This window comes from Arthrobacter sp. D1-29 (assembly GCF_054130585.1).
Window position 1 is genome coordinate 4,740,654 of record NZ_CP096383.1, and the last position, 25,233, is coordinate 4,765,886.

26 protein-coding genes are annotated in these 25,233 nt (G+C 64.6%); 14 read left to right on the plus strand and 12 right to left on the minus strand.

Going from position 1 to position 25,233, the window contains the following annotated elements:
- The first annotated feature begins 15 nt into the window (after positions 1-15).
- Genes hpaD through M1E17_RS21615 form a run of 3 tightly spaced genes read left to right on the plus strand, consistent with a single transcriptional unit; the run spans position 16 to position 2,698 of the window.
- Complete coding sequence (gene hpaD, locus M1E17_RS21605) at positions 16-1,110, plus strand: 3,4-dihydroxyphenylacetate 2,3-dioxygenase (protein ID WP_457964060.1); 1,095 nt, start codon at positions 16-18, stop codon at positions 1,108-1,110.
- A gap of 2 nt (positions 1,111-1,112) precedes the next feature.
- A complete protein-coding gene (gene hpaH / locus M1E17_RS21610) occupies positions 1,113-1,898 on the plus strand; it encodes a 2-oxo-hept-4-ene-1,7-dioate hydratase (RefSeq protein WP_457964061.1) in 786 nt (261 codons plus the stop codon).
- Positions 1,883-2,698 (plus strand): HpcH/HpaI aldolase family protein, encoded by an 816-nt coding sequence (locus M1E17_RS21615; protein ID WP_457964063.1) that lies wholly within the window; start codon positions 1,883-1,885, stop codon positions 2,696-2,698. Before hpaH ends, M1E17_RS21615 begins: the two co-directional genes overlap by 16 nt.
- Positions 2,699-2,702: 4 nt before the next feature.
- On the opposite strand, the gene M1E17_RS21620 is transcribed toward M1E17_RS21615, so the two are convergent.
- The 10 genes from M1E17_RS21620 to M1E17_RS21665 all read right to left on the minus strand — a co-directional run bounded on the left by M1E17_RS21620 (position 2,703) and on the right by M1E17_RS21665 (position 13,923).
- Positions 2,703-3,101 carry a hypothetical protein gene (locus M1E17_RS21620; RefSeq protein WP_457964064.1) on the minus strand — a complete coding sequence of 133 codons (399 nt, stop codon included), beginning with the start codon at positions 3,099-3,101 and terminating at the stop codon, positions 2,703-2,705.
- Positions 3,102-3,309: 208 nt separating this feature from the next.
- Positions 3,310-3,735 (minus strand): heat shock protein transcriptional repressor HspR, encoded by a 426-nt coding sequence (locus tag M1E17_RS21625; RefSeq protein ID WP_457964066.1) that lies wholly within the window; start codon positions 3,733-3,735, stop codon positions 3,310-3,312.
- Positions 3,736-3,749: 14 nt separating this feature from the next.
- The gene (locus M1E17_RS21630) at positions 3,750-4,721 is read right to left on the minus strand and encodes a DnaJ C-terminal domain-containing protein (protein WP_457964068.1); all 972 of its coding nucleotides are present in this window, start codon (positions 4,719-4,721) and stop codon (positions 3,750-3,752) included.
- A 95-nt stretch (positions 4,722-4,816) separates the two neighbouring features.
- On the minus strand, positions 4,817-5,563 hold the full coding sequence (locus M1E17_RS21635) for a nucleotide exchange factor GrpE (protein ID WP_457964069.1): 747 nt from the start codon (positions 5,561-5,563) through the stop codon (positions 4,817-4,819).
- 2 nt (positions 5,564-5,565) lie between these two features.
- Complete coding sequence (dnaK, locus tag M1E17_RS21640; protein ID WP_457964071.1) at positions 5,566-7,437, minus strand: molecular chaperone DnaK; 1,872 nt, start codon at positions 7,435-7,437, stop codon at positions 5,566-5,568.
- 325 nt (positions 7,438-7,762) lie between these two features.
- Positions 7,763-8,029 carry a hypothetical protein gene (locus tag M1E17_RS21645; protein ID WP_457964073.1) on the minus strand — a complete coding sequence of 89 codons (267 nt, stop codon included), beginning with the start codon at positions 8,027-8,029 and terminating at the stop codon, positions 7,763-7,765.
- Between the two features lie 129 nt (positions 8,030-8,158).
- Complete coding sequence (locus M1E17_RS21650; protein WP_457964074.1) at positions 8,159-9,058, minus strand: carbohydrate ABC transporter permease; 900 nt, start codon at positions 9,056-9,058, stop codon at positions 8,159-8,161.
- A 3-nt stretch (positions 9,059-9,061) separates the two neighbouring features.
- Positions 9,062-9,940, minus strand: a complete 879-nt coding sequence (locus M1E17_RS21655; protein ID WP_457967883.1) for a carbohydrate ABC transporter permease — start codon at positions 9,938-9,940, stop codon at positions 9,062-9,064.
- Between the two features lie 185 nt (positions 9,941-10,125).
- The gene (locus M1E17_RS21660; protein WP_457964075.1) at positions 10,126-11,457 is read right to left on the minus strand and encodes an extracellular solute-binding protein; all 1,332 of its coding nucleotides are present in this window, start codon (positions 11,455-11,457) and stop codon (positions 10,126-10,128) included.
- Positions 11,458-11,736: 279 nt separating this feature from the next.
- Complete coding sequence (locus tag M1E17_RS21665; RefSeq protein ID WP_457964076.1) at positions 11,737-13,923, minus strand: MMPL family transporter; 2,187 nt, start codon at positions 13,921-13,923, stop codon at positions 11,737-11,739.
- 162 nt (positions 13,924-14,085) lie between these two features.
- Between M1E17_RS21665 and M1E17_RS21670 the strand changes: the two genes are divergently transcribed.
- From M1E17_RS21670 to M1E17_RS21700, 7 genes are all read left to right on the plus strand, one after another.
- Positions 14,086-14,604, plus strand: coding sequence for a MarR family winged helix-turn-helix transcriptional regulator (locus M1E17_RS21670; RefSeq protein ID WP_457964077.1), 519 nt, complete (start codon positions 14,086-14,088; stop codon positions 14,602-14,604).
- A 75-nt stretch (positions 14,605-14,679) separates the two neighbouring features.
- Positions 14,680-15,498: a methyltransferase domain-containing protein gene (locus tag M1E17_RS21675; RefSeq protein ID WP_457964079.1), complete on the plus strand. Its 819-nt coding sequence runs from the start codon at positions 14,680-14,682 to the stop codon at positions 15,496-15,498.
- A gap of 66 nt (positions 15,499-15,564) precedes the next feature.
- On the plus strand, positions 15,565-16,188 hold the full coding sequence (locus tag M1E17_RS21680; RefSeq protein ID WP_457964080.1) for a LysE family transporter: 624 nt from the start codon (positions 15,565-15,567) through the stop codon (positions 16,186-16,188).
- Between the two features lie 125 nt (positions 16,189-16,313).
- Positions 16,314-16,853 carry a low molecular weight protein-tyrosine-phosphatase gene (locus tag M1E17_RS21685; RefSeq protein ID WP_457964081.1) on the plus strand — a complete coding sequence of 180 codons (540 nt, stop codon included), beginning with the start codon at positions 16,314-16,316 and terminating at the stop codon, positions 16,851-16,853.
- A 76-nt stretch (positions 16,854-16,929) separates the two neighbouring features.
- Positions 16,930-18,045, plus strand: a complete 1,116-nt coding sequence (locus M1E17_RS21690; protein ID WP_457964082.1) for a GTP-binding protein — start codon at positions 16,930-16,932, stop codon at positions 18,043-18,045.
- A gap of 58 nt (positions 18,046-18,103) precedes the next feature.
- Positions 18,104-18,226 (plus strand): type B 50S ribosomal protein L36, encoded by a 123-nt coding sequence (gene ykgO, locus M1E17_RS21695; RefSeq protein WP_056624948.1) that lies wholly within the window; start codon positions 18,104-18,106, stop codon positions 18,224-18,226.
- Between the two features lie 97 nt (positions 18,227-18,323).
- Positions 18,324-20,426 carry a chorismate-binding protein gene (locus M1E17_RS21700; protein WP_457964083.1) on the plus strand — a complete coding sequence of 701 codons (2,103 nt, stop codon included), beginning with the start codon at positions 18,324-18,326 and terminating at the stop codon, positions 20,424-20,426.
- Positions 20,427-20,503: 77 nt separating this feature from the next.
- Here the strand turns inward: M1E17_RS21700 and cls are convergent, their stop codons facing one another.
- The gene (gene cls, locus M1E17_RS21705) at positions 20,504-21,976 is read right to left on the minus strand and encodes a cardiolipin synthase (protein ID WP_457967885.1); all 1,473 of its coding nucleotides are present in this window, start codon (positions 21,974-21,976) and stop codon (positions 20,504-20,506) included.
- Positions 21,977-22,073: 97 nt separating this feature from the next.
- Here cls and M1E17_RS21710 point away from each other — a divergent pair, with 97 nt between their 5' ends.
- Positions 22,074-23,015 carry an aminodeoxychorismate lyase gene (locus M1E17_RS21710; protein WP_457964084.1) on the plus strand — a complete coding sequence of 314 codons (942 nt, stop codon included), beginning with the start codon at positions 22,074-22,076 and terminating at the stop codon, positions 23,013-23,015.
- Between the two features lie 31 nt (positions 23,016-23,046).
- On the opposite strand, the gene M1E17_RS21715 is transcribed toward M1E17_RS21710, so the two are convergent.
- Positions 23,047-23,250, minus strand: a complete 204-nt coding sequence (locus M1E17_RS21715) for a hypothetical protein (RefSeq protein ID WP_457964086.1) — start codon at positions 23,248-23,250, stop codon at positions 23,047-23,049.
- A gap of 144 nt (positions 23,251-23,394) precedes the next feature.
- Between M1E17_RS21715 and M1E17_RS21720 the strand changes: the two genes are divergently transcribed.
- The 3 genes from M1E17_RS21720 to M1E17_RS21730 all read left to right on the plus strand — a co-directional run bounded on the left by M1E17_RS21720 (position 23,395) and on the right by M1E17_RS21730 (position 25,223).
- Complete coding sequence (locus M1E17_RS21720; protein WP_457964087.1) at positions 23,395-23,904, plus strand: NUDIX domain-containing protein; 510 nt, start codon at positions 23,395-23,397, stop codon at positions 23,902-23,904.
- A gap of 199 nt (positions 23,905-24,103) precedes the next feature.
- A complete protein-coding gene (locus M1E17_RS21725) occupies positions 24,104-24,376 on the plus strand; it encodes a hypothetical protein (protein ID WP_457964089.1) in 273 nt (90 codons plus the stop codon).
- Between the two features lie 301 nt (positions 24,377-24,677).
- Positions 24,678-25,223 carry a GNAT family N-acetyltransferase gene (locus M1E17_RS21730; RefSeq protein ID WP_457964091.1) on the plus strand — a complete coding sequence of 182 codons (546 nt, stop codon included), beginning with the start codon at positions 24,678-24,680 and terminating at the stop codon, positions 25,221-25,223.
- Positions 25,224-25,233 lie beyond the last annotated feature (10 nt).

The following is a 25,233-nucleotide window of genomic DNA, read 5'->3' on the forward strand; positions in this document are numbered from 1 at the left end:
AGAAGAGAGAATCCCATGACAAACTTTGTACCCACCCCCACCGTTCCGGCTCCGGACATCGTCCGCTGCGCCTACATGGAAATCGTGGTCACCGACCTGGCCAAGTCCCGCGCCTTCTACGTGGACCTGCTGGGCCTGCACGTCACCGAGGAAGATGAAAACAACATCTACCTGCGCTCCCTGGAGGAGTTCATCCACCACAACCTGGTGCTGCGCAAGGGACCCATCGCCGCCGTCGCCGCCTTCGCCTACCGGGTCAAGTCCCCGGCCGAGGTGGACGCAGCCGAGGCCTACTACCGCGAGCTGGGCTGCCGAGTGGAACGCCGCAAGGAAGGCTTCACCAAGGGCATCGGGGACTCCGTCCGGGTGGAGGACCCGCTGGGCTTCCCCTACGAGTTCTTCTACGACGTGGAGCACGTCGAACGCCTCACCCAGCGCTACGACCTCTACTCCGCCGGCGAACTGGTCCGCCTGGACCACTTCAACCAGGTCACCCCGGACGTGCCCCGCGGCCGCAAATACCTCGAGGACCTGGGCTTCCGGGTCTCCGAGGACATCCAGGATTCCGACGGCGTCACGTACGCCGCGTGGATGCACCGCAAGCAGACGGTCCACGACACCGCGCTGACCGGCGGGAACGGCCCGCGCATGCACCACGTCGCGTTCGCCACGCACGAGAAGCACAACATCATTCAGATCTGCGACAAGATGGGCGCCCTGCGCATCAGTGACCGGATCGAACGCGGCCCCGGCCGGCACGGTGTCTCCAACGCCTTCTACCTCTACATCCTGGACCCGGACGGCCACCGGATCGAGATTTACACCCAGGACTACTACACCGGCGACCCCGACAACCCCACCATCACCTGGGACGTGCACGACAACCAGCGCCGCGACTGGTGGGGCAACCCCGTGGTCCCGTCCTGGTACACCGAAGCCTCCCTGGTCCTGGACCTCGACGGCAACCCCCAACCGGTGATCGTCCGCGAGGAAAAGTCCGAAATGGCTGTCACCGTGGGTGCCGACGGCTTCTCCTACACCCGCAAGCAGGACAGCGAAGGAACGGATGCCGGAGAAAAGACAGGCTTCAAACTGGGAGCGCAGCTGTAGCCATGATGGATGCCACCACGATTGAGGCCATCGCCGACGAACTGCTGGAAGCCGGCCGGAACCGCAAACCCGTGCCCCGGCTGACGGCACGCTACCCGGAGATGACAGTCGAGGACTCCTACGCCGTGCAGCAACTGTGGCGGCGCCGGAACGAGGACGCCGGCCGGACCCTGGTGGGACGCAAGATCGGCCTCACGTCCAAAGCCATGCAGGCCGCCACCGGCATCACCGAACCGGACTACGGCGCCATCTTCGATGACATGGTGCTGGAAACCGGCTGTTCGGTGCAGTGGGACCAGTACACCCACCCGCGGGTGGAGGTGGAGCTGGCCTTCGTCCTAAAGGACGGGCTGAAAGGCCCCGGCTGCACCATCTTCGATGTCCTGAACGCCACCGACTACGTGGTCCCGGCCCTTGAGATCCTTGATTCCCGGATCGAGATGGAGGGCCGGACCATCGTGGACACCATCGCCGACAACGCGGCCATGGGTGCAATGGTGGTCGGCGGCAACCCGGTCCGGCCTGATGACGTGGACCTGCGCTGGGTGGCGGCCATCCTGTACAAGAACCAGACAGTGGAAGAAACCGGCGTGGCCGCAGGCGTCCTGGACCACCCGGCCAACGGCGTGCACTGGCTGGCCAACAAGATCGCCGCCCATGGGGACAGCATGAAGGCAGGGGACATCATCCTGGCCGGCTCGTTCACCCGTCCGCTGTGGGTCTACAAAGGTGACACCGTCCATGCCGACTACGGACCGTTGGGGAGCATCACATGCCGCTTCGAATAGAAGACACCTTCCGGGATGCACTGCGCAAACAAAACGGCAAAGGAGGCAGGCCGCTTGCCGGCATGTGGGTTTGTTCGGGGAGCCCGCTCATCGCCGAAGTGTGCGCCGGCTCCGGCCTGGACTGGCTGCTGATCGATGCCGAGCATAGCCCCAACGGCCTGGAATCCATCCTCGCCCAACTCCAGGCAATCAGCGGCTACCCGGTCCACGCCGTGGTCCGGCCGCCGGTCAACGACACCGTGCTGATCAAGCAGTACCTGGACCTCGGTGTCCAGAACCTGCTGATCCCCATGGTGAATTCCGCCGCGGACGCCGAAGCGGCGGTTGCTGCCACCCGGTACCCTCCCCACGGTGTCCGCGGTGTTGGCTCGGCACTTGCCCGGGCTTCACGCTGGAACCGGATCCCGGACTACCTGGGAAGGGCGGCGGAAACCATCAGTGTCACAGTCCAGATCGAGTCCGCAGCCGCCGTGGAAGCCGTGGACAAGATCCTGGACGTGGACGGTGTGGACGCCATCTTCCTGGGGCCCTCGGACCTTGCGGCCTCCATGGGCGTGCTGGGAGAGCAGGAACACCCGGAGGTCCGGGCCGCCGTCGAACACTGCCTGCAAGCCGCCAGAGCGGCAGGGAAACCGGCGGGCGTGAACGCATTCAATCCCGTCACGGCGAACCAGTACCTGGACAACGGCGCCAATTTCATCCTGGTGGGTGCCGACGTCGCGCTGCTCGCCCGGGGCTCGGAAGCGCTGGCCGCGGAGTTCATCCGGAGATCCGACGGCGGTTCCCGCGCCAGCTACTGACTGCTCAACCCATGGCAGGGGCGGCGGACGTGCGGCCGGCGAACTGGCGGCGCGCCCAGCGGGCCAGCTTCTTGCCCATGCCCTTCCACCAGTTGTCCTCGTCCTTGTCATGGTGCAGCCGGAAGATGATGGCGACCAGGACAAACATGCCGGTGACCACGTCCATCCAGGACCACAGCAGCAAAGCGATCAGGACAGTGACACCGTTGACGATGACCGACGGGATAGCCAGGGTCCGGAAGACGGTGCTGGCCACGTACCGGCGGTGCGACCTCGGCACCGAAAGCGCCCGCACCATGTCAAAGCAAAGGCACACCACCACCAGCGTCTGCCCGGCGATCAGCAGCAGCTGGCCGGGTGCTGATGAGGCGAACATGGTCACGGATTCCGTTCCGGCGCTCATGAAAGAGCCCCGATGACTCCGGCGCCGGGAAGGAATACAGGACGATGACAAGAACCAAACACGCGAATACACCCCCAGAGGCTTGAACTACGCTGTGAGACTCAGCTAGGTCCATTCAAGACACTGGCCGGGAGCCAGTCACGAGTAGTGGGTACTCTATTCCGTGAGCCTCCACCGGCCGGACTACGCGTTGATGCCCGCCGCAACACTAGTCGGTGAGTGCCCGCGGCCGCCAGAGCACCACGGCCTGGGAGCGGGCACGCGGGCGCTGGCCGCGTGCCAGGCTCACGACGTCGCCGGCGGCTCCAGCGGCAAAAATCCTTGAATCAAGGGGATTACGACGGCGGCCCAGTTCCTCGGTCAGCTCCGACACCTTGCGCTGAAGGGCACGCACCTGGTGTTCCAGCTCAAGTATCCGCTTGATGCCCTCCAGTGAGACGCCCTCGTGCGAGAGCCGCTGCACTTCGCGCAGCATGTTGATGTCCCGCTGCGAGTAGCGGCGGGACTTGCCGGGCGCGCGGCTGGGCGAGACGATGCCGAGCCGGTCGTACTGCCGCAGCGTCTGTGGGTGCATGTCCGCCAGCTCGGCAGCCACGGAGATCACAAAGATCGGCTGGTCAGCATTGATGTCCACGGCGTGCCCCGTTACTACAGCCGGGCCTTGGCGGCCAGGCCCTGACGGACGTCGGCATCGGCTGTGGCCTCGGCGAAGGCCTTCACCGCAGCTTCTGCTTCCTTATTCAGGTTCTTGGGGACCGCGACGTCGATGGTCACCAGGAGATCGCCCTCGCCCTTAGACGTTTTGACGCCACGGCCTTTGACCCGCAGCGTACGCCCGGAAGGTGTGCCGGCAGGTACCCGGACCCGGACCTTGTCTCCGTCAATGGTGGGAACTTCGATGTCGGCGCCCAAAGCAGCTTCGGGGAAGCTGACCGGTACGTGGATGCGCAGGTTGTCGCCGTCGCGCGTGTAGAAATCGTGGGGCTTGACCGAAACGGCAACCACCAGGTCACCGTTGCCGGCCGGACCTGGCTGGCCCTTCCCGCGGACGCGGACCTTCTGGCCATCCTTGATGCCCGGCGGAACCCGGACGTCAATCACCTCGCCGCTGGGCTCGCGCAGGCCGATGGTGGTGCCGCGGATGGAGCCGGCGAACGAAATAGTGGTGGAAGCGGTACGGTCGGCACCCTTCTGCGGCGTCCGCTGGAAGCCGGGCTGGGCACCGAAGCCGCCGCCGAACAGGTCGGCGAACTCGGGCGGAATGCCGCCGGAGGTGCTGAAGCCGCCGGCGTGGCGACCGGTGCTGCCGGTAAAGAGGCCGCCGAACATGTCCTCGAATCCGCCGTTGGCGGCACCGGCGCCGCCGGGCGCAAACCTGGCGCCGCCGCCCATGGCACGGATGGCGTCATACTGCTGCCGCTCCTCGGGATCGGACAGCACGGAATACGCCTCGGAAATGTCCTTGAACTTTTTCTCCGACGCAGTGTTTCCCGAGTTGGTATCCGGGTGGTGCTGGCGGGCGAGCTTCCGGTAAGCCTTCTTGATGTCGGCGTCGGAAGCGTCCTTGGCGATACCAAGGATCGCGTAAAAGTCCTTGTCCACCCAATCCTGGCTAGCCAATGGCGTTTCCTTTCAAATCTCAGTGCCGAGATGGCAGTTCACGGCAATGTTCTGTCGAATCACTGCCGCGAACTGCCATCTCGATTGGGGTAATCCTAAGCCGGGACGGCCACAATCACTTGGGCTGCGCGGAGGACGCGGTCGCCTGACTTGTAGCCTGAGCGGAGTACCTGGCTGACGGTGTCAACCTCGATGTCCTCGCCGGGCTGCTGGATGAGGGCCTCATGGATCGTGGGATCGAACTCCACTCCGGTCTCATCGATGCGGATCAGGCCGTACGTCTTGAGCGCGTTCTCCAGCTTGGTGGCGATCGCGGCGAACGGGCCGTCGTTCAGGTCACCGTGCTGCCGGGCGGCGTCCACGTCATCCAGTACCGGGAGCAGCGAGTTCAGGACGCCGATGACGGCCATCTCCCCTGCTACGGCACGGTCACGTTCAACGCGCTTGCGGTAGTTGACATACTCAGCCTGGAGGCGGAGCAGGTCATTCTTCAGCTCGGCGGCTTCAGCTGTGGTTGCCTCCGGCGAAACCCCCTGGGCCACGGATTCCTCGGCGGGCACCTCAATGCCGTTAAGGATCTCCTCGGCCTGGGCCAAGGCGTCACCATCAGAATCTGCAAAGGCTTCAGCGCCGGCCGCCGCCTCGGCGGGGGCAGCATGCTGCTCGCCCTGCGGGTGGCGGGCCTGCCCGGTCACCGGGTCAACCTTGCGGTTGTCCCGGATGACCGGCTCCTGCTGGCCGCTGGCCTGCTGTTCCTGCTGGCGCTCCTGGCTTTCCCGGACTTTACGGTGCTCCTCGTGGGCGGAGGAGCTGTGCTCTTCCTCGTTACCGTGGTGGGGCATGGCTACTTCTTCGCTTCGTCTTCGTCGATGATTTCGGCGTCAACGATGTCTTCGTCAGCAGCCTTTTCATCCGCACCCGCGGCGCCTTCGGCACCTGCGGCTCCGGTGGCGCCGTTAGGCGACCCGGCCTGCGCGTAGATGGCTTCGCCGAGCTTGCCCTGGGAAGCCTGCAGCTTCTCGAAAGCAGTCTTCACGGCGGCGTCATCCGTGCCTTCCAGGGCCTTCTTGAGTTCGTCGACGTCGGCCTGGACCTCGGTCTTGACCTCCTCAGGCAGCTTGTCCGAGTTGTCGGCGATCAGCTTGTCCACGGAGTAGGCGAGCTGCTCGGCCGTGTTGCGGGTATCGGTTGCCTCGCGGCGGGCCTTGTCCTCGGCTGCGTGTTCCTCAGCGTCACGGACCATGCGGTCGATGTCTTCCTTGGACAGGGCGGTGCCGCCGGTGATGGTCATGGACTGCTCCTTGCCGGTGCCCTTGTCCTTCGCCGAGACGTGCACAATGCCGTTGGCGTCGATGTCGAAGGTGACCTCGACCTGCGGGACGCCGCGCGGAGCCGGCGCGATGCCGGTCAGCTCGAACGTGCCCAGCGGCTTGTTGTCGCGGGTGAATTCACGCTCGCCCTGGAAGACCTGGATAGCCACCGAGGGCTGGTTGTCATCAGCCGTGGTGAAGGTCTCGGAGCGCTTGGTGGGGATAGCCGTGTTCCGCTCGATCAGGTGGGTCATGACACCACCCTTGGTCTCGATGCCGAGGGAAAGCGGCGTGACGTCGATCAGCAGCACGTCCTTGCGCTCACCCTTGAGGACACCGGCCTGCAGTGCGGCGCCAACGGCCACGACCTCATCAGGGTTGACGCCCTTGTTCGGCTCCTTGCCGCCGGCCATTTCCTTGACCAGTTCGTAAACGGCGGGCATACGGGTGGAACCGCCCACCAGCACGATGTGGTCGATCTCGGAGAGCTTGATGCCGGCTTCCTTGATGACGTCCTGGAATGGCTTCTTGGTGCGGTCCAGCAGGTCCTTGGTGAGGTCCTGGAACTTTGCGCGGGTCAGCTGCTCGTCCAGGTGGACCGGGCCGTCAGGGGTGACGGAGAGGTACTGGAGGGAGACGTTGGTGCTGGTGGAGGAGGAGAGTTCCTTCTTAGCCTGCTCCGACGCTTCACGCAGGCGCTGCAGGGCGATCTTGTCCTTGGAGAGGTCAATGCCCTTGACCTTGAGCTGCTTCAGCAGGTAGTCAACAACGCGCTGGTCCCAGTCGTCGCCGCCGAGGTGGTTGTCACCGGCCGTGGCGCGGACCTGGATGGTGGAGAAGTTGTCCTCATCCTTGCCGACTTCCAGCAGGGAGACGTCGAAAGTTCCGCCGCCGAGGTCGAAGACCAGGATGAGTTCGTCTTCCTTGCCCTTGTCCAGGCCGTAGGCCAGCGCAGCCGCGGTGGGCTCGTTGACAATGCGGAGAACGTTCAGGCCGGCAATCTCGCCGGCTTCCTTGGTGGCCTGGCGCTGGGCGTCGTTGAAGTACGCCGGAACGGTGACCACGGCGTCGGTGACCTTTTCGCCGAGGTAGGACTCGGCGTCGTTCTTAAGCTTCATCAGGATACGGGCGGAGATTTCCTGCGCCGTGTACTTCTTGTCATCAACCGAGACGCTCCAGTCGGTGCCCATGTGGCGCTTGACGGAGGCGATGGTGCGGTCAATGTTGTTGACGGCCTGGCGCTTGGCGATTTCGCCAACCAGCACTTCGCCGGACTTGGAGAATGCAACGACCGACGGCGTGGTGCGGCCACCCTCGGCGTTGGCAATGACGGTGGGCTCGCCACCTTCGAGAACGGAGACGACGGAGTTTGTTGTTCCGAGGTCGATACCTACTGCACGTGACATGTGTTGCTTCCTTCTTTCGGTGATCGAACTTCCGGGTTTGGGCTTTCCGGTAATCCAGTGATCGTCCTGTCGAGATCCGGGCACCTCGCCCAGTCCTTGAGTGATCTACACTCAACTTTACTCAGCACAGAATTTAAGTCAATCGAAAGTTGAGCGCACCACGCTCAACTTTGGCTGACGGCGCGCAGGTCAGCAGGGAATTTCGTATCAGCATCCGCAGGATGACAGGGAATGCTGGGCACGCTTTTGCTACCCCACAAACGGCCGGAGCCTGTTCCGCTGTGCGTGAACAGGCTCGGATGGTGAGGGAAATCAGCTGGATCGGCTAGGTACCTTCACTGTCGCCGCGGAGAGTGCGGTCTTCCCCTGCGGCGTCCGCTTCGGAAATGTCCGGCCTTTCGCCGGCGCCCGCCGTGCCGGCCCGGCCGTAGTCGCCCTGGGCGTATTCGCCTTCACCGACGTGCGCGTCGGGGTCAACGGCGCCGGCACGGCGATAGTCGCCTTCAAGGTATTCGCCCTCGCCCTCTTCCACAGCGGCCGGAGCGTTCTCGTCGTCTATCCCTGCGTTTTCGAGATCATTGTTCTCGGTCATCGCGCATCACTCCCCTGGAGGACTGGACGCGTCCGTGCGGACGCACTGGAAGTCTACTCAGGTGTGGCGGGCGGCAAAAGGATGCCGCCCGCCGTCGGACGTCCTTCAGACTGGCTGAAAATCCGGCTGTTACGTTCCTGCCAGGCCGGTAGTGGCAACACCCTTGATGATCTGCCGCTGGAAGAACAGGAACACCACGATCAGGGGCAGCGCTGCGAGCAACGCGGAGGCCATGTTCTGTGCGTACTGGATGCCGTAGGCGCTCTTGATGGTCTGCAGGCCAACCGGCAGGGTGAGCAGGGAGCTCTCGTTGGTGGCGATGAACGGCCAGAGGAAGTTGTTCCACGCCCCGATGAACACAAAGATGGCCACTGCGGCGAGGATCGGACGGGATAGTGGAAGCACGATCGTGGTAAAAATCCGCAGCCTGCCCGCACCGTCCATCAGTGCCGCTTCCTCCAGTTCCCGCGGAATCTGGTCGAAGAATTTCTTCAGCACAAACACCATGGGGGAATGGATCACCTGCGGCAGGATCAGGGCCCAGTAGGTATCAATAAGGTTCAGGGACTGCATCTGCTGGAACAGCGGGATAATCAGCACCGGCGGCGGGATGATGATGGACGCGATAATAACGCCCATCAGGATCCCTTTGCCGCGGAAATCGATCCGCGAAATGGCGTAGGCCACTGATGCGGAAATCACCAGGGTGATGAGGGTGATGGCCGCCGATGTGAAGAGGGAATTCAGCGTCCAGGTGGGGATGTTTCCGCTCGCCAGGACTTTGGTAAAGGCATCCAGCGTAAAGCCCGACGCCGGCAGCCAGCTGATGGGGGTGGACGCGGCTTCTGTTTCGCTCTTGAGCGCGGTGACCGTTGCCCAGGCGAAGGGGACGAGCCACGTGACGGCAAGGACCGTAACAACGGCGGTGGCAAGGACGCGGGACAACGGAGTCCGCTTCCGGCGGGCGGAGAAGCCGGCGTCTGAGCCCTTAAGACGCAGGGCGGGCCGTGTGAGGGTAGTGGTGGCCATGGCTCAGGCGCTCCGTTTCCGTGTGAAAAAGACCTGGACCAGTGCGATGAGCAGGATCAGGCCGAAGAAGATATAGGAAATGGCCGCCGAATAGCCCAGCCGGTAGCCGGTGAAGCCGGCCTCGAAGATGTACTGCACAATCGGCCGGGTGGCCCCGCCGGGACCGCCTTGGGTCATCTGGTAGATCTGGTCGAAGATCTTCAGGGACGCCAGGATCTGCAGGATGACGATCATGACCGTGGTGGGGCCCAGCTGGGGAAGGCTGATGGAGAAGAACTGGCGCCACCCTCCCGCACCGTCCAGCGACGCGGCCTCGTAATGCTGCTGCGGAATGTTCTGCAGCGCGGCCAGGTACAGCAGGAAGTTGAACCCTATGGTCCACCAGACCGTGGCGATCACGATTGCCCACATGGCCACACCTGGATCGTTCAGCCAAGCCACCGGCGGCAGGCCCATTTTCGCCAGGACATCATTGAAGAGTCCCAGCTCCGGGTTGTACATCCAGGCAAAGAAGAGCGAGACCACGGTGGAGGCGAGCAGGAAGGGTGAGAAAAAGGACAGGCGCCACAGCCACTGTGCAGGCAGCCCCATGTTGACCAGGGCTGCCAGCGCCAGGGCAATCACCACCAGCGGGACAGTGCTGATCAGGGTGAAGTACAGCGTGTTGCCCAGCGAGCGCCACATGTCGGAATCCGCGAACGCCTCCGTGTAGTTCTCCAGGCCGATAAATCCTGTGTTGGCGCCGGTCAGGGACGTTCCGGTCATGCTCATGTAGGCGCCGGAAAGCATCGGCCACACCAGGAACATCAGGAAGAAGGCCAGGAAAGGGGCGGAAAACGCCCAGCCGTGGATATTGTTGCGCCGGCTCTGGGCGCCGGCCAGCCTGGCTGGGGAAGGCTGCCCGGAACCTGCCTTTCGGGCGTGGGTTTCGGCGGCCAAGGTTTCGATGGCAGCGGTGTGTTGGGCAGGGCTTTGTCCGGCCCGGTTTTCTCCGGCTGAAGCCGGCGTGCGTACGGTACTCAAAGGGACTCCTTTGTCGCAGAGGGTTCGGCAGGTCGAACGGGCAGTCAGACGGGGTTCGGCATGGCCAGGACGGTATTAATCCGGGAGATGAAGGCATCCCAGCCGGCCGTGGCCTTGTCCCTGCCCAGGAACACGTTCTGGACGTTCTCGGCAAAGTAGCTCTGGAAGTCGGAACCCGATCCGGTAAACCAGGCTTCCGGATCGTAGTTGATGATCTCCGCGGCGTGGGCGTAGTCGGCCTGCGGATCGAGTGCCGCGTATTCCGCTGAGCGGACCACCGGCTGGAAGGCCGGGATGTGTCCGGCCTCGGCCCAGCTGAGTGAGCCCTTGAGCATGGACGCCACAAACTGGTACACGCCGCGGCGTTTGGCCTCGTCAGCCTGTGCCTGGTGCGGCAGCACAAACGAATGCGAATCAGCGAACGCGGCCGGCGTCCCGTACAGGGTGGGAATGGTGGCCGCACCCAGGGGAACCCCCGCCGTCTTCATGGTGGGCAGCTCCCAGACGCCGGTAAAAAGCAGGCCCGAACCCTGGCCCGCGAACTCCGCGATGGCAGTCCCGCCGTCGCCGCTTTTGGTGGCGATGGTGTTGTCAAGCAGGGTGGTGATGAACTCCAGGCAGTCGATGGCCACATCCCGCTCCACTCTGGCCGGCTGGCCCGGGTCCAGCACCAGGTCTGCGCCGTGCTGCCGGTAGAGGGTGTAGAAGAGGCGCCACATCTGGGCGCCGTCGCCAAGGTAGCCGTAGGAGAGCCCGTGTTTTCCTGTGACGCGCTGCAGTTCCCGGCTGACCTCCAAGAAGCGGTCAGGTGAGCTGATCTCCAGCAGCCGCCCGTCCTGCCCCAGCACTCCGGCCTTGTCGGCTACCTCGGTGTTGTAGAGCATCACAAAGGGGTGGGAGTCCAGTGCCAGCGAAAACACCTGGCCACCAAACTGGCTCTTCTCCCAGATCCTGGGGCTGAAATCCTCCGGCCGGACTCCGAACTCCGCCAGCAGGTCCAGGTCCCAGGCATCCAGGAGTCCGCCCGGGGCGTAGCCGGGAACCCTGGCCGCGTGCATCACGGCCACCTCGGGCGGCCGCCCACCCGCCGAGGCCATGGCAAGTTTTGTGTAGTACGGCGCACCCCACGCGAGCACCGTGGGTTTGACGTTGAACGCCCGGTGCTGGGCGTTGGCCGAATCGATCATGGCCTGCATCTTGATGCCGTCGCCGCCGGAGAGCAGGTGCCAGAAGCGGATATCACCGGTAGCAGCCTGCACGGGCCCCCCGCATCCGGTCACCCCCGCCCCCAGGGCCAATCCCCCCAACAACGCCCCACCGCCCATCAGCACCTGCCGGCGGTTCATGTGCATGCCGCCTGAATCCTGTTGCTTCACCGTCACTCCTTTGGACGTAGCGAGACAAAAAACCCGGCCGACGGATCCGAAAATGTTCAGAAACCGGTTGCTCAGCCGGGGCTGCTCCAGACTTTACATCGTTGTATATCGCGGAGCAAGGAATATTTGTTAGCGATCACAATAGTGGACCGCCGAGTGAAACGGTGAGGAGTCTTCAGCGAAGACATGGTTAGGCCAGTGGGGCAACGCTCTGCAGGGTTGGCAAATGGACGGACCGTCCGCAGCTCAACCGGCAGCTCCCCGGCCCGACACCCGTACTCAAATGAGGGCGTGGCGTGACGCCGGCTCCCCCGTTTCGGCGGCGTCCAGCTCCGGCTTCCCCAGCTTCCCCGGCCACCAAATGCGGGGCCCGATGTGGTACGCCAGGGCCGGGACCAGCAGCGAGCGCACCAGCATGGTGTCCAGCAGCACGCCGAACGCCACAATGAACGCCAGCTGCACCAGGAACATGATGGGAATGACGCCAAGCGCCGCAAACGTGGCGGCCAGCACCACTCCCGCTGACGTGATCACCCCGCCGGTGACGCCCAGGCTGCGCAGGATGCCGGGCCGGGTCCCGTGCTTGAGCGACTCCTCCCGCACCCGGCTCATCAGGAAGATGTTGTAGTCCACTCCCAGGGCCACCAAAAACACAAACCCGAACAGCGGCACGGTGGCGTCCGCGCCGGGGAATCCGAGCAGGTTGTTGAAGACCAGCGCCGATACGCCCATGGCCGCGCCGTAGGAAAGGACCACCGAAAGTACCAGCAGGACCGGGGCAACCACCGACCTCAGCAGCAGCATCAGGATGACCAGGATGACCGCCAGCACCACCGGAATGATGATTACCAGGTCACGCTGGGCGGTGGTGTTGGTGTCCAGGGCCGTCGCAGTGACGCCTCCCACCAGCGCATCGGGGTCAACTGTTTTCACCTGGTCGCGCAACGCCTTCACGGCATTCTCGGCGTCCCCGGAGTCCGGCGCGTAGTCGAGCGTTGCGTTGATCAGCACTTTCCCTTCCCGCACGTCGGGGACAGCGGGAGCACCGGGGGCTCCGGTGATGGGTACGCTTCCCGCGGCCAGGAGATAGGCTTCCCCGACGCCGTCGGCCGCCCTGACCGTCTCCAGCACCTGCGCTGCCTTGCCTTCGTCCGCAACCACGACGGCGGGGCTGCCGCTCCCGGCGTCGAAGTGCCGCGCCAGCGCGTCCTGGCCGTCCACTGCGTTGGAGGCGGTGAGGATGACGTCGGTCTGCGGCACCCCGTTCGCCTTCAGCTGCAGGAGGCCGGCCGAGGCTGCCAGGAGCAGGAGCACCGATCCGATCCAGACCATGCGCGGCCTGCGCGAGACAAGCGATCCGGTGGCCCGCCAGATGCCCTTTTGCCCCTCAAGACCGGTGACGAGTTCCGGTTCGCGTTCATCCGCGGGGACAAGCTTCGGCACGAAGGGCCAGAAGGATGCCCTGCCCAGGAGCGCCATCAGCGCGGGCAGCAATGTAAGCGCCGCAAACAGCGAGCACAGGATGCCCGCCGCGGCCACCGGGCCCAGGGCCTTGTTCGAGTTCAGGTCGGAGAACAGCAGGCACAGCAGGGCAATAATCACCGTCGCGCCCGAGGCCACGATCGGTTCAACCGACGCTTTCCACGCCGTCAGCACAGCCGCCGTCCGGTCGGTGGTGTGGGTGAGGGCTTCGCGGAACCGGGCAACGTAAAGCAGCGCGTAGTCGGTGGCCGCACCAATCACCAGGATGGACAGGATGCCCTGGCTTTGGCCATTGAGCTGGATCCACCCCAGCTTGGCCATGCCGAACACCAGCAGGATGGCGGCGCACAGCGCGAACACTGACGTCAGCAGCACCACCAGGGGGAGCAGGAGGGACCGGTACACCACCAGCAGGATCACAAAGACCGCGCCCAGGGCCACCAGCAGCAGGATTCCGTCGATGCCCGCAAAGGCGCTGACCAGATCGGCGGTCAGGCCTGCCGGGCCGGTGACGTAGGCCTGCATGCCTTCAGGCGCGGCGTCCGCCAGCGTATCCCGCAGTTCCTGAACGCCCTCCTTGAGCTCATCCGACGAGGAGATGGGAGCGATGAATTGCACAGCCTTTCCATCCGCGGAAGGGATGGGACCAATCACGGCGCTGCCCAGCTGGAGTGCCTCAAGGTCCGCCTTGACCGCCCCGGCCTGTCCAAGCTGCGCCGGAGAAAAGGCAGCGTCATTTTCGATGACGATGACGGCGGGAATTTCATTGGAGTCGCGGAACTTCGCCTGCCAGTCCTGGGCCTCGGTGGCTTCAGCGCCGGCCGGAAGAAACGATGCCTGGTCGTTGGAGGACACCTCTTCCAGCCGGCCGAACGTTGGACCGCCAACACCGGCGACGGCGAGCCAGGTCAGCACCAGGAGGACCGGAATGAGCCAGCGCAGCAGGAATGGCACCCGGGGACGACGTACAGGATGTGATGGCATGTTCCCTCGAAGGTTGCGGAGAGTAGAATTGATTCCATAATAGAGTATCTCCACCATGGAGATAAGTCTCCGAGGCAAACTCTTGGGAGAGTGAATGCTGGAGGCGCACCAGGCTGCAGTAATATCCGTCAGGGCACTACGGCGAAGCGGAGGAGGCGGAACATGGCAGAGGAAGTGTTCCAGCGCCCGCCAAATGCCGGACCCCAGGCACTGGTCCGACTCCTCCAGGACTTCACCCTCGAGGCAAACCGCTACGTGGACACAGCCGGCGGCCGGAACGACATGCACCGCACTGACCTCAATGCATTGGCCGTGATTATGCGCCACACCGCCAAGGGGCTGGTGGTCACGCCGGGCGTACTGCGCAGGGAACTCAACCTCAGCTCCCCCGCCACCACGGCGTTGATAGACCGGCTGGACAGTTCCGGACACGTGGTCCGCGAACGGCTCGGCTCGGACCGCCGCCAGGTCCAGCTCCGGATGACGCCCAAGGCTTTCCAGGACGGCAGCGCGATGTTTATGCCCCTGTCGCGGCACATGGGCACTGCCATGGCGGCCTTTTCTGCCGAGGAATTGGAAACCGTCTCGCGTTTTATGACCGCCATGGTGGAGGCCACCATCGCCGCCCGGCAGGAGGCTTCCGGAACAGCGTCCGACGCCGGCTCCTCCCCAGCCGGCTGACTCCAGTTGACGCCGCCCTGGGCGCTCGGAAAGGTGTTGAGCAGCCAGCCCCGCGGGTTGGGGTAGCGTTTGGTTATGAGTGCGCAAGAGCCTGAAGACGACGTCTACACCCACGGCCACCACGAGTCTGTGGTCCGCGCCCACGCCGCCCGTACGGCCGAGAATTCCGCCGCGTTTGTCCTTCCGCACCTGACCCCTGGCGTGAGTGTGCTCGACGTCGGCTGCGGACCGGGCAGCATCACCTGCGACTTCGCCGTCCTGGTGTCACCCGGCAAGGTAACAGGGCTGGACCGGTCCCCTGACATCATCGCCCAGGCCACAGCCCTCGCCGCCGAGCGGGGCGTGGACAATGTGGAGTTCCTCGCAGGCAACATCTATGATCTCGATTTTGAGGATGAAACCTTCGATCTGGTCCACGCACACCAGGTTCTCCAGCATCTGACCGATCCGGTGGAGGCGCTGCGGGAAATGCGGCGCGTCGCGAAGCCCGGCGGTATCGTGGCTGTCCGCGACGCCGATTTCCACGGCATGAGCTGGTACCCGGCCATCCCCGAACTGGATGAGTGGATGGACCTGTACCAGCGGATCGCCCGGCGCAACGGAGCGGAGCCCGACGCCGGACGCCGCCTGGTCTCCTGGGCACAGTCCGCAGGGTTTACTGACGTTGCACCCACCAGCAGCAACTGGCTCTATGCCACAGGCCAACAGCGGCGATGGCAGGCCCGTGTGTGGAGCGAACGGGTGCTGCACTCCGCCTTTGCAGAGCAGGCTCTGGAGTACGGCTTCGCCAACCCCGCGGACCTGGCGCGGATTTCAGCAGGCTGGCACCGCTGGGGGTCCACGGACGACGGCTGGTTCCTGATCCCCAACGGGGAAATCATCGCGAGGGCTTAACCGCGCACCTGGCGAGCCACTCAACCGTCAACCAGCGCCTCAGCTCGCGCGCACTAAGATCGGAGGGTGCAACTCTCCCTCTGGCTGGCTCTCGCCGGTACTGGCGCCCTGATCAGCTTCACTCCCGGTGCAGGCGCCATCAACACCATGAGCAATTCGCTGAGAGCGGGCTTCCGGCGCTCCATCTGGGGGATCCTCGGCCAGCAGGCGGCGCTGGTGATCCATGTGGTCATCGTTGCCCTGGGAGTGGGAGTCCTCGTCGCCAGTTCCCCGGTTGCCTTTAACGCCATCCGCTATTTGGGTGCCGCCTACCTGGTCTACCTGGGCATCCGGCAGTTCCTGAGCAAGCCGGGCCTGGACCAGGAGCAGGCTGTGGCCCTCCGGAACGAGCCGGCCTGGTCCATGTTCCGGCGGGGCCTCTGGGTGAATCTGCTCAATCCCAAGGCCGTGGTTTTCTTCCTGGCGTTCATGCCGCAGTTCATCCGCCCGGGGCAGCCACTGCTGGCGCAGTACGCCGTCCTCACGGCCACTGTTGTGGTGATCGACATCCTGGTCATGTGGTTCTTCTTTGCCCTCGCCGCCAAATCCTTCCAGCGGTTCACCCACGATGTCCGGGGACAGCTCATCCTCAACCGGATTTTCGGGGTCCTCTTCGTCGCGGTGGGAGTCCTGCTCGCCCTCATTCACTAGGCTTTCACCGGCTGCGCCGCGACGCGACAGCGTATGACGAAACCTTAAAGTCTCTTTACGCCACAGTAAAGCCGTGAGTAATTCCGGCTAGCCAAGACGGTCCGGCATCCCGCATGCTTAGCTCCATGAACTCACCGTCGAGCCCATACCGGATCATTGCCGTGTGCACCGGAAACATCTGCCGGTCCCCCATGGCCGAACTGATGTTGGCCGCGGCCCTTGCTGCGGATGGGCTGGACGGCGTAGTGGAGGTGGACTCGGCCGGAACCACGGGCTATGAGGCCGGACGCCCCATCGATCCCAGGGCGGCACGGCGGCTGACCGCCACCAGGCTCGCGTCAGACCGGCACCTCGCCAGGGAATGGCGGGCCGACTGGTTCAGGGAACGGGATCTCATCCTGGCTTTGGATGTGGACCACTACGCCTGGCTGCGGGAATCGGCACCGGACCAGGAGTCCATGGACAAGGTGCGGATGTTCCGCAGCTTTGACCCTGCCATCGCCTCCAAGGACCTGCTGGACCAGGGCATCGAAGACCCCTGGTACGGCGGACAGTCCGATTTTGACGCCGTCTGGCACCAGATCAACGCTGCCGTGCCGGGGATCATCCGGCACGTCCGGGCAGCCCTCCGGGAATCCAGGCAGCTTCAGCCGCAGCAACAGTAGAACGTCCGACGCCGGCAGTCACCAGGCGGGCGGCAACCATTTGTAATTGCGAACCATTCTCATTTAGACTTGCCGCATGCATCTCACTGTTGTCAGTTCGATCGATTCCCTGTGCCGGCAGCAGGCGTGCCAGGACCTGGCCGCCAGCCACCCTGAAAGTGTGGTGGTCCTGCATGACCTGCTCGAGAACGGCGTGGTCATTCGGCGGGTCTTCAGCGCAGACCAGCTTCTGGAACGGGTAGAGACGCAGCTCGAGCACGGATGCCTGAGCTGCACGGTACGCCTGGACCTGGTCCCCACCATCGAGGGGCTGCTCTCCGCCGGTGCCACCCGCATCATTGTTGGCCTCCCCTCCGCCGTGCCTGCCGCCGCCGCGATTGCCGCCCTTGACCGTGGGCTGTCCAGTCCCTTCACCATTGATTCGGCCGTCCTGGCCTGTGCCCCGGACGCCCTGGAAGACCACATCTGGGACCACCACACGCTGTTCGAGTCCGGTTTCACGCCCATCCATGAAGACCAGCGCACTCCCGGGGAGTTTCTCCTCGGCGAACTGTGCTTCAACGACACTGTCCTCCTGGCAGCACCGGACATCGTTCCGGCCGACCAGCAAGGACACGAGAGGGGCGTTCACCTGATCCGCGAACTTGCCCCGCACGCCCACGTGGCGCCGGGTGCCACCGATGTACGCCCTGGCCTCCACCACTACGCCGACGCCGTTGCCCGGACGGTTCCCGGGACCGTCCATGATCCGGCTTCCTGCGCAACCGTGCCGGCCTCGCCGTTCGCCACCGTTTTCCAAAGCGTGGAGCGCCCGCTGCACCCGGAGCGGTTCCGGCACGCCCTGGCAACCCTCGCCGAAGGCTGCTGCGTTCTGCGCGGCCGGTTATGGATCGCCTCGGCGCCTGAATGCCGGATCGCCATCCAGGGCATCGGGCCACGCGTCTGGCTCGAAAACACCGGCGCCTGGGGCACCCAGACAGGAGCGCCGCCGTCGGGCTCCAGCGCCGCAACCGCTGCCAGATGCAACCGGCAGCCGGAATGCCGGGGGACCGTGCTGGCAGCAACCGGCGAGGACGTTGACTCGGCGGAGATCGAACAGCTGCTGAGGGGCTGCGAACTGACCGACGCGGAGATGCTCGCCGGCTTTGACGGCCTGCATGACCCGTTTGGCCTGAATTCCGAAGAAGCCTAGTCAGCCAGCATCAACCGACCTGAACAACCAACCTGAACAAGCAAAAGAGGAGCACATCATGAAGGTACGGAATTCCCTGCGGGCACTGAAAAAGATGCCGGGAGCGCAGGTGGTGCGCCGTCGCGGCAGGACGTTTGTCATCAACAAGAAGAACCCCCGGATGAAGGCCCGGCAGGGCTGACTCGCAGGGCTGGCAGGGCTGACCGGGCCGGCTGCACGGAAGGGCTGCACAGAAGGGCTGCAGCCGGGAAAGCGGCCGGGCAGGTACGCTCTATTTCATGACCCCCGCACCTGTGATCATCGCCATCGACGGGCGGTCCGGCGCAGGAAAGACCACATTGGCCATCGAACTGGCCGCACGCCTCAGGAACCATCACAAGGTTTCGCTGTTCCACCTCGAGGACATCTACCCAGGGTGGAACGGCCTGAGGGCTGGTGTGGAGCGCTACGTTTCAACCGTGCTCACGCCCCTGAGCCGCGGAGAACAAGCTACGTGGATCAGCTGGGACTGGGAAAAACACTACGACGGCGACACCCGGGTCACGCTGCCCGCGGAGATTGTCATCATTGAGGGCGTGGGAGCGGCCGCCGCCGAAGCGCGCCCGCTGCTCAGTGCCGTTATTTGGGCCGACTCCCCGACGGACGTCCGCCGGTCGCGCGCCCTGGACCGGGACGGCGGCACCTACGAGCCGTTCTGGGACGAGTGGGCTGCGCAGGAGGACGACTGGCTCGCCGGGGATGACGTCCCCGGGCAGGCGGACCTTCGCGTGCTCAATCCGGCAGACGGGTCCGCCCCCGCCGATGTCCTGCAGCTCCTCCCCTGCCTCCCCGCCCTGGCGCAGGTCCTGGTGCCCGAACTTTTCACCCGCCGCGGCCACAGGCTCCGGGCCGAGCGCCTTCACTCCAGCCCGGACGCCGCAACCCTCTTTAGCAAGCTCTACGGAAGCTCTCCGAATGCCGTCTGGCTGGACTCCTCCAATGCACCGTCCGCTCACGGGGCTGAGAAGTCCCCTGCCACGGAACGCAGCCGCTTCAGCATCCTGGCAGACGACGGCGGGACGTTCGGCCAGGCCCTTACCCACCGTTCCGGCGAGAGCCTGATAACCGCCGGCTGCGCTACCGCCAAGGTGGCAGGCCCGTTCTTCCGCTGGCTCGACACCGCCTGGGGCGGCAGCACCGTCCGGGCACCCGAGGGCTACCCCGGCGAATTTACGCTGGGCTGGCTCGGCTGCCTGGGTTATGAGCTCAAGCGCGAAACCGGGGGAAGCGACGTTTTCGCCCCCACCCCGGATGCCGCGCTGATCTTCGCCGGCCGGGCCGTGGTCCTGGACCATGCGGAGGAAACGGCGTGGCTCCTGGCGCTCGAGTCGCCGGACGCTGACGAGTGGCTGGCGGGCGCCCGGCTGGCGGTAACAGAAGCAGCCCCAGCCGGTCCGGGGACGGCGCACGACGCCGGGAGCAACGCCGTCGTACGTTCCGCGCCGCTGGCGCCTCCAACGCTGCCGGCGTTCAGCAGCCGCGACAGCGAACTGGCCTACAAGCACAAGATCGCCGCGGCGCAGCACGAAATCGGTGAAGGAAATTCCTACGAGGTGTGCCTCACCACCACCCTCACGGCCCTGGTTCCGGCCGAATCGCTGTCACCGTGGGAGGCCTACCTGGCGCTGCGGCGCCAGAACCCGGCACCCTTTGGCAGCTATCTCCGATTCGGCCCGCTGACCGTTGCCAGCACCTCGCCTGAGCGGTTCCTGAAGATAGCCTCCGACGGCGGCATGCGTGCCGAGCCGATCAAGGGCACCCGCCGCCGGGCTGCGGATCCGGTCCGGGACGCCGAGCTGCGGCGGGAGCTGGCCACCTCGCTCAAGGACCGCGCCGAGAACATCATGATCGTGGACCTGCTGCGGAACGATCTGAGCCACTTCGCGGAGCCGGGATCGGTCACCGTCAGCCGGCTGTGCGAGATTGAAAGCTACGCCACGGTGCATCAGATGGTGAGCACCATCGATGCCCGGCTGCTGCCAGGCTCGCCCCGGGCCGAGGCCGTGGCCGCGTGTTTCCCGGCGGGGTCCATGACGGGGGCGCCCAAGATCAGCACCATGGCCATCCTGGACCGGCTGGAGGGGGAGCCGCGCGGGATCTATTCCGGCGCCATCGGCTACTTCTCGCTCAACGGCGCCACGGACCTGGCAGTGGCCATCCGCACCCTGGTGATCAGGGCTGATGCCGGGGACGGCAACGACGGTAAGGCAACGGCCGAACTGACCCTCGGCGTCGGCGGTGCCATCACCTCCGACTCGGCGCCGGACGAGGAGTATGAGGAGATCCGGGTCAAGGCCTTCGGTGTGCTCTCGGCTCTGGGGGCCGTGTTTCCGGACTCCTGACCCCCACGGAGTTTTTGTCCAGATCGGGCGGGTTGAACCCACCGGAAGTCGCCACAAATGGACAAAAACTCCGCGGGTTATTGCACGGTGGCGGTCAGCCGCGCCACGTTGTCCACGTACCTGGCCGCGAGCGGGCGCTTCAGCCAGTCCTCCAGTTTGAGCTCGTGCGAAATGTCCCGATAGGTATTTTCCACCGCGCGCATATTGTTCACGATCTCAGCGCCCAGGAGCATCACCGAGACCTCCAGGTTGAGCGAGAAGGAGCGCATGTCCATGTTGCTGGACCCCAGGACTGCCACTTCATCGTCGATGGTGAAGTGCTTGGCGTGGAGCACGAATGGGGCCTTGTAGAGGTAAATCCTGACGCCGGCCTCCAGCAGGGCCTCGTAGTAGGAACGCTGGGCATGGTGGACCAGGAACTGGTCGCCCTTCTCCGAGACGAAAAGTTCCACGTCCACGCCGCGCTGGGCCGCCGTGGTGATGGCGTAGAGCAGGGAATCGTCCGGCACAAAGTAGGGGCTGCAGATGGAGATGCGGTGCTGGGCCGAGTAGATCAGGGTGTTAAACAGCCGCAGGTTGTTTTCGGTGATGAACCCGGGACCGCTGGGTACCACCTGCGCCGTCACTTTGCCGGGCTCGGGGTTGGACGGAAGCTGAAGCTGGTGCTCCAAGGATTCGTCGGTTTCGCTGAGCCAGTCGGTGGCGAAAACCACGTTGAGGGTGGTCACGATGGGGCCCCGCAGGCAGGCCATCAGTTCCACCCATTCGCGGCCGGCTTTGCGGTGCCTGGGGTTGTTGTAGGAGGGCTCGATCAGGTTCTGGGATCCCGTAAAGGCCAGCTCGCCGTCGATCACCATGATCTTGCGGTGGTTGCGCAGGTCCGGCCGGCGCCACTGGCCATGAATGGGCAGCAGCGGGAGCATGCGCTTCCATTGGATCTTGCCGGCCCTGAGCCGCTTGAGCAGGTCACGGTAGCCCTTGATCCGGAGGGTGCCGATGTGGTCGAACAGGACCCGGACTTCGACGCCTCGTTCGGTGGCCTCTTCCAGAGCCGTGAGCAGGTCATCGGTGATGTGGTCGGTGCTCATGATGTAGAACTCGGCGTTGACGAACTTCTTCGCTTTCCGGACGGCCTGGGTCATGGCCAGGATCGAATCCGGGTAGCCGGGGAGGAGCTCAACGGAATTGCCGTCCACCATGGGGAGCGAGCCAAGCCGCCGGTTCAGTTCCGCGGCGGACGTCACCCATTCCGGCCCGGGGTAGTGGCTTTCGACGTCGGCGAGGGAGGAGATGCCCGCGCGCACCCTGTCATTGACTTGTTCCTGCTGCTGCCGCCGACGGCTGGAGAGCTTGAAGTTGCCGAACAGCAGAAAGAGCACCAGGCCCACGAAGGGCACAAAGAAGATGACCAGCAGCCAGGCCATGGCCGTCGTGGGGCGCCTGTTGCCGGGGATGATGCCCACTGCCAGCACCCTGATGGCCAGGTCCGCAACGCTCAGCAGCACCACAAGCCACGTGGGCGAGGTACCCGCAAGCGACAACGGCCACAACACTCGAACCACCCCCGGGTCTGTGTACCCGCCGGACGGTTTCCGGCCAGGCAATGGCTTCAGCTTATCCGCGGCGGGCCGGGACTAAGCTGAAGCCATGACTTCTCCTGCTTCCGTGGTGCTCGTTTTTCTTGACCCTGCCTTCCAGGACGGCCGGCTGGCGGACGCTTCCCAGCCCCAGCTGATGGCCACGGACCAGGGCGCCACCCGCGGCGACGGCGTCTTCGAGTCCATGCTTGCGGTGGGCGGCAGGGTCCGTAAGGTCCAGGCGCACCTGAACCGGCTGGACAGCTCGGCCGTGGCCCTGGACCTGGACATTCCCGGGCAGGATCAGTGGCGGCGTGCCATCGAAACTGGTGTGGCCGAGCATCGTTCCCAGCATCCGGCAAGCACGCCGGCGGATGACGAGCTGGTGGTGAAGCTGGTTGTAACGCGCGGCGTCGAAGGGGCATCCGGACCCACGTGCTGGGTACAGGTGTCACCCGTAGGTTCCCTTGGACGGCGCCAGCGCGAGACAGGCATCGACGTCATCCTCCTTGACCGGGGCTACGACAGTGACGCAGCCGAGCGCGCGCCGTGGCTCCTGCTGGGTGCCAAAACCCTGTCCTATGCGGTGAACATGGCAGCGCTGCGGCACGCACACAAACAAGGCGCTGACGACGTCATCTTTACGTCCTCAGACGGACGTGTCCTGGAGGGACCTACGTCCACTGTCCTGCTGGCCCACCTGCAAAGGTCCGACGACGGCGCCGGTGGCACCCGTACGGTGCGCCGGCTCGTCACGCCCCAGCTGGACAGCGGCATCCTCCCCGGGACATCACAGGAAGCCCTCTTCAAGGCCGCCGCGGCGGCGGGCTGGGAACTCGGGTATGGCCCCCTGCAGCCGCAGGACCTCCTGGAGGCCGACGCCGTCTGGCTGATTTCCAGCATCCGGCTGCTGGCGCCCGTCAACCACATCGACGGCAAGGAGATCGGCACGCCTGCCGTCCAGAAGCAGCTGACCGCCGAGCTGAACGAGCTGTTTGCCCGAATTCAGTAGCCGGATTTTCTTCGGGGTCCATGTCCCCTGGCTATGCGCCAGGGGATGGTCTCCAGCTGTATGGGTTCTCTGCCGGCCCGCCTCGTCGATGCTGGTCATAGCCCTGCTGCCAGGCTGTTCCGACGGCGGAGACCAGGCCTGCGAGGATCGGATAGTAGGGGTGGTCCGGTCCGATAAAAAGCATCTCCTCCCGGGCCTTGTCGATCAGGGCTGGAATGGTATTCTCCGCGGTCATGCTGGGATGGTCGCACGAAGTTTCGGATTTGGCACGTCCCGGCCTTCAGGCCGGAAAAGTGCAGGCCGGAATATAGCGCAGGCCGGAAAAGCGCAGGCCGGAGTACAGCCCGGCCTGCAGGTATAGCCTGTGGGGGGAGGGCAGATGGCGGTTCACAGTGCAGGGATCATGTTGTACCGGTGGAGGACCACGGGTCAGCCGGAGGTTTGGATTGCCCACATGGGCGGACCATTCTGGGCGCGCAAGGACGCCCGGTCCTGGTCAATTCCCAAGGGCGAATACCCTGAAGACGAGGATCCGCTCACTGCGGCATTGCGCGAGTTTGCCGAGGAAATGGGAACTCCCGCTCCGGACGCGGAGTACCGCGAATTAGGCGCCTTCCGGCAACCGTCCGGAAAGATCATTACAGCCTTCGCAGCGGAGGCGGACTTCCAGCCCGAACAGATCCTCAGCAATACCTTTCCCCTTGAATGGCCGAAGGGTTCCGGCGTGATCCAGGACTTCCCGGAGATTGACCACGCTGCATGGTTTTCCGAGACGGACGCGCGCGTGAAGCTGGTGAAGGGGCAACTCCCCATCCTTGATGCCCTCCTTCGTGTCTTACGCCCATCCGGGGACAACAAAGAGCGGCGGGCTGATCCGCCCGCCCTTTGATTCCCGCACTTTGACCAGAGACGTCAACCTGCCTGAAGTGTGGCCGCGGTGAGGGAGGTGTTCTGCTGCCTGCATTTACAGGGCGCAGTGACGGGGCTAAATTTATTACTCCGGTGAGTGGCCGGATCTGGGCCGGCATATTTTCCGGGATGTCCCTATCCCTGCGATGCTCTGGCGACCAGCCGGCAAAGGACCAGCCATGAATCCCACCCCAAAACAGCCCGTAACTGACGACAGCATCAAAGTACGCCAGGTCAGCCATTATCAGTTCACCTGGGTAGCAGGCGAGGCCACCAAACCAGGCACATGGACCCTCCAGCTGGTACTGGACCAAGGCGCCTGGGAGGAAGTCCTCAGCCTGAGCGCTGACGACGCAGACAACCTCCAGGACCTGCTGACTTCCGCCGGAACGGTTTTTTACGATGTCAGCCGAAGGACCCTCATGTTTGGCACCACCCCTGTGGGTCAGTGACCGTTCCGAAGAACTCCATGGCCGCCGGCGCTGTCCATGCGTAGCATCGGCGGCATGGAACCTCTTCCTGACACTGCCGAACAAATCCGCGGCAAACCCGCGAGTTTTTCAGCCAGGGCAGGAGTTCTACCGCTCCCGGGGAACACACGGTCTGAGGGTCAGGGCGAGCCTGCCTCACAGGCGGCCTTACATGTCCGGGATCACGCTGGCGCGTTAAGATGAAGCTCAGGCGTTCTGGAACACTGCCTTTCTTTCAGGCAACAAATGTTTCGGCGCAAGGGCTACACCCTGAAGAGGTACGTTGCACCACATCGAGTCCTCGCAGTTAATCGGCAACATCCAGGTCAGGCTGCTTCACCGGGAAGATGCAGCACTGCTGAGTCAGGCCTACGCCCGGAACCGGGAACACCTGGCGCCCTGGGAGCCGGCCCGTGCGGATGAGTTCTTTACCCCTTCCCACCAGCTTGGACTCATCCACATCAGGCTCGCCCAGCATTCAGTGGGGCAGGAAATTCCCTGGATCCTGCTGGACGGCCGCCGCGTCATCGGCACCGTCACCCTGACGGGCATTGTCCGGGGGCCGTTCCTCAACGCCCATCTGGGGTACTGGGTGGACAAAGACTACAACGGCGAGGGGGTAGGTTCCGCTGCCGTGCTGTTTGCCGTGAAGCATGCCCGCATGGAGCTGGGCCTCCACCGGGTCCAGGCAGCCACCCTGGTCCACAACGGTGCATCACGGAAGATCCTCCGGCGGGCCGGCTTCCAGGAAATCGGAGTGGCCCCGGAGTATCTGCACATCGCCGGCAGCTGGCAGGACCACCTCCTCCACCAGCTGCTCCTGCATTAGCCCCCGCCCC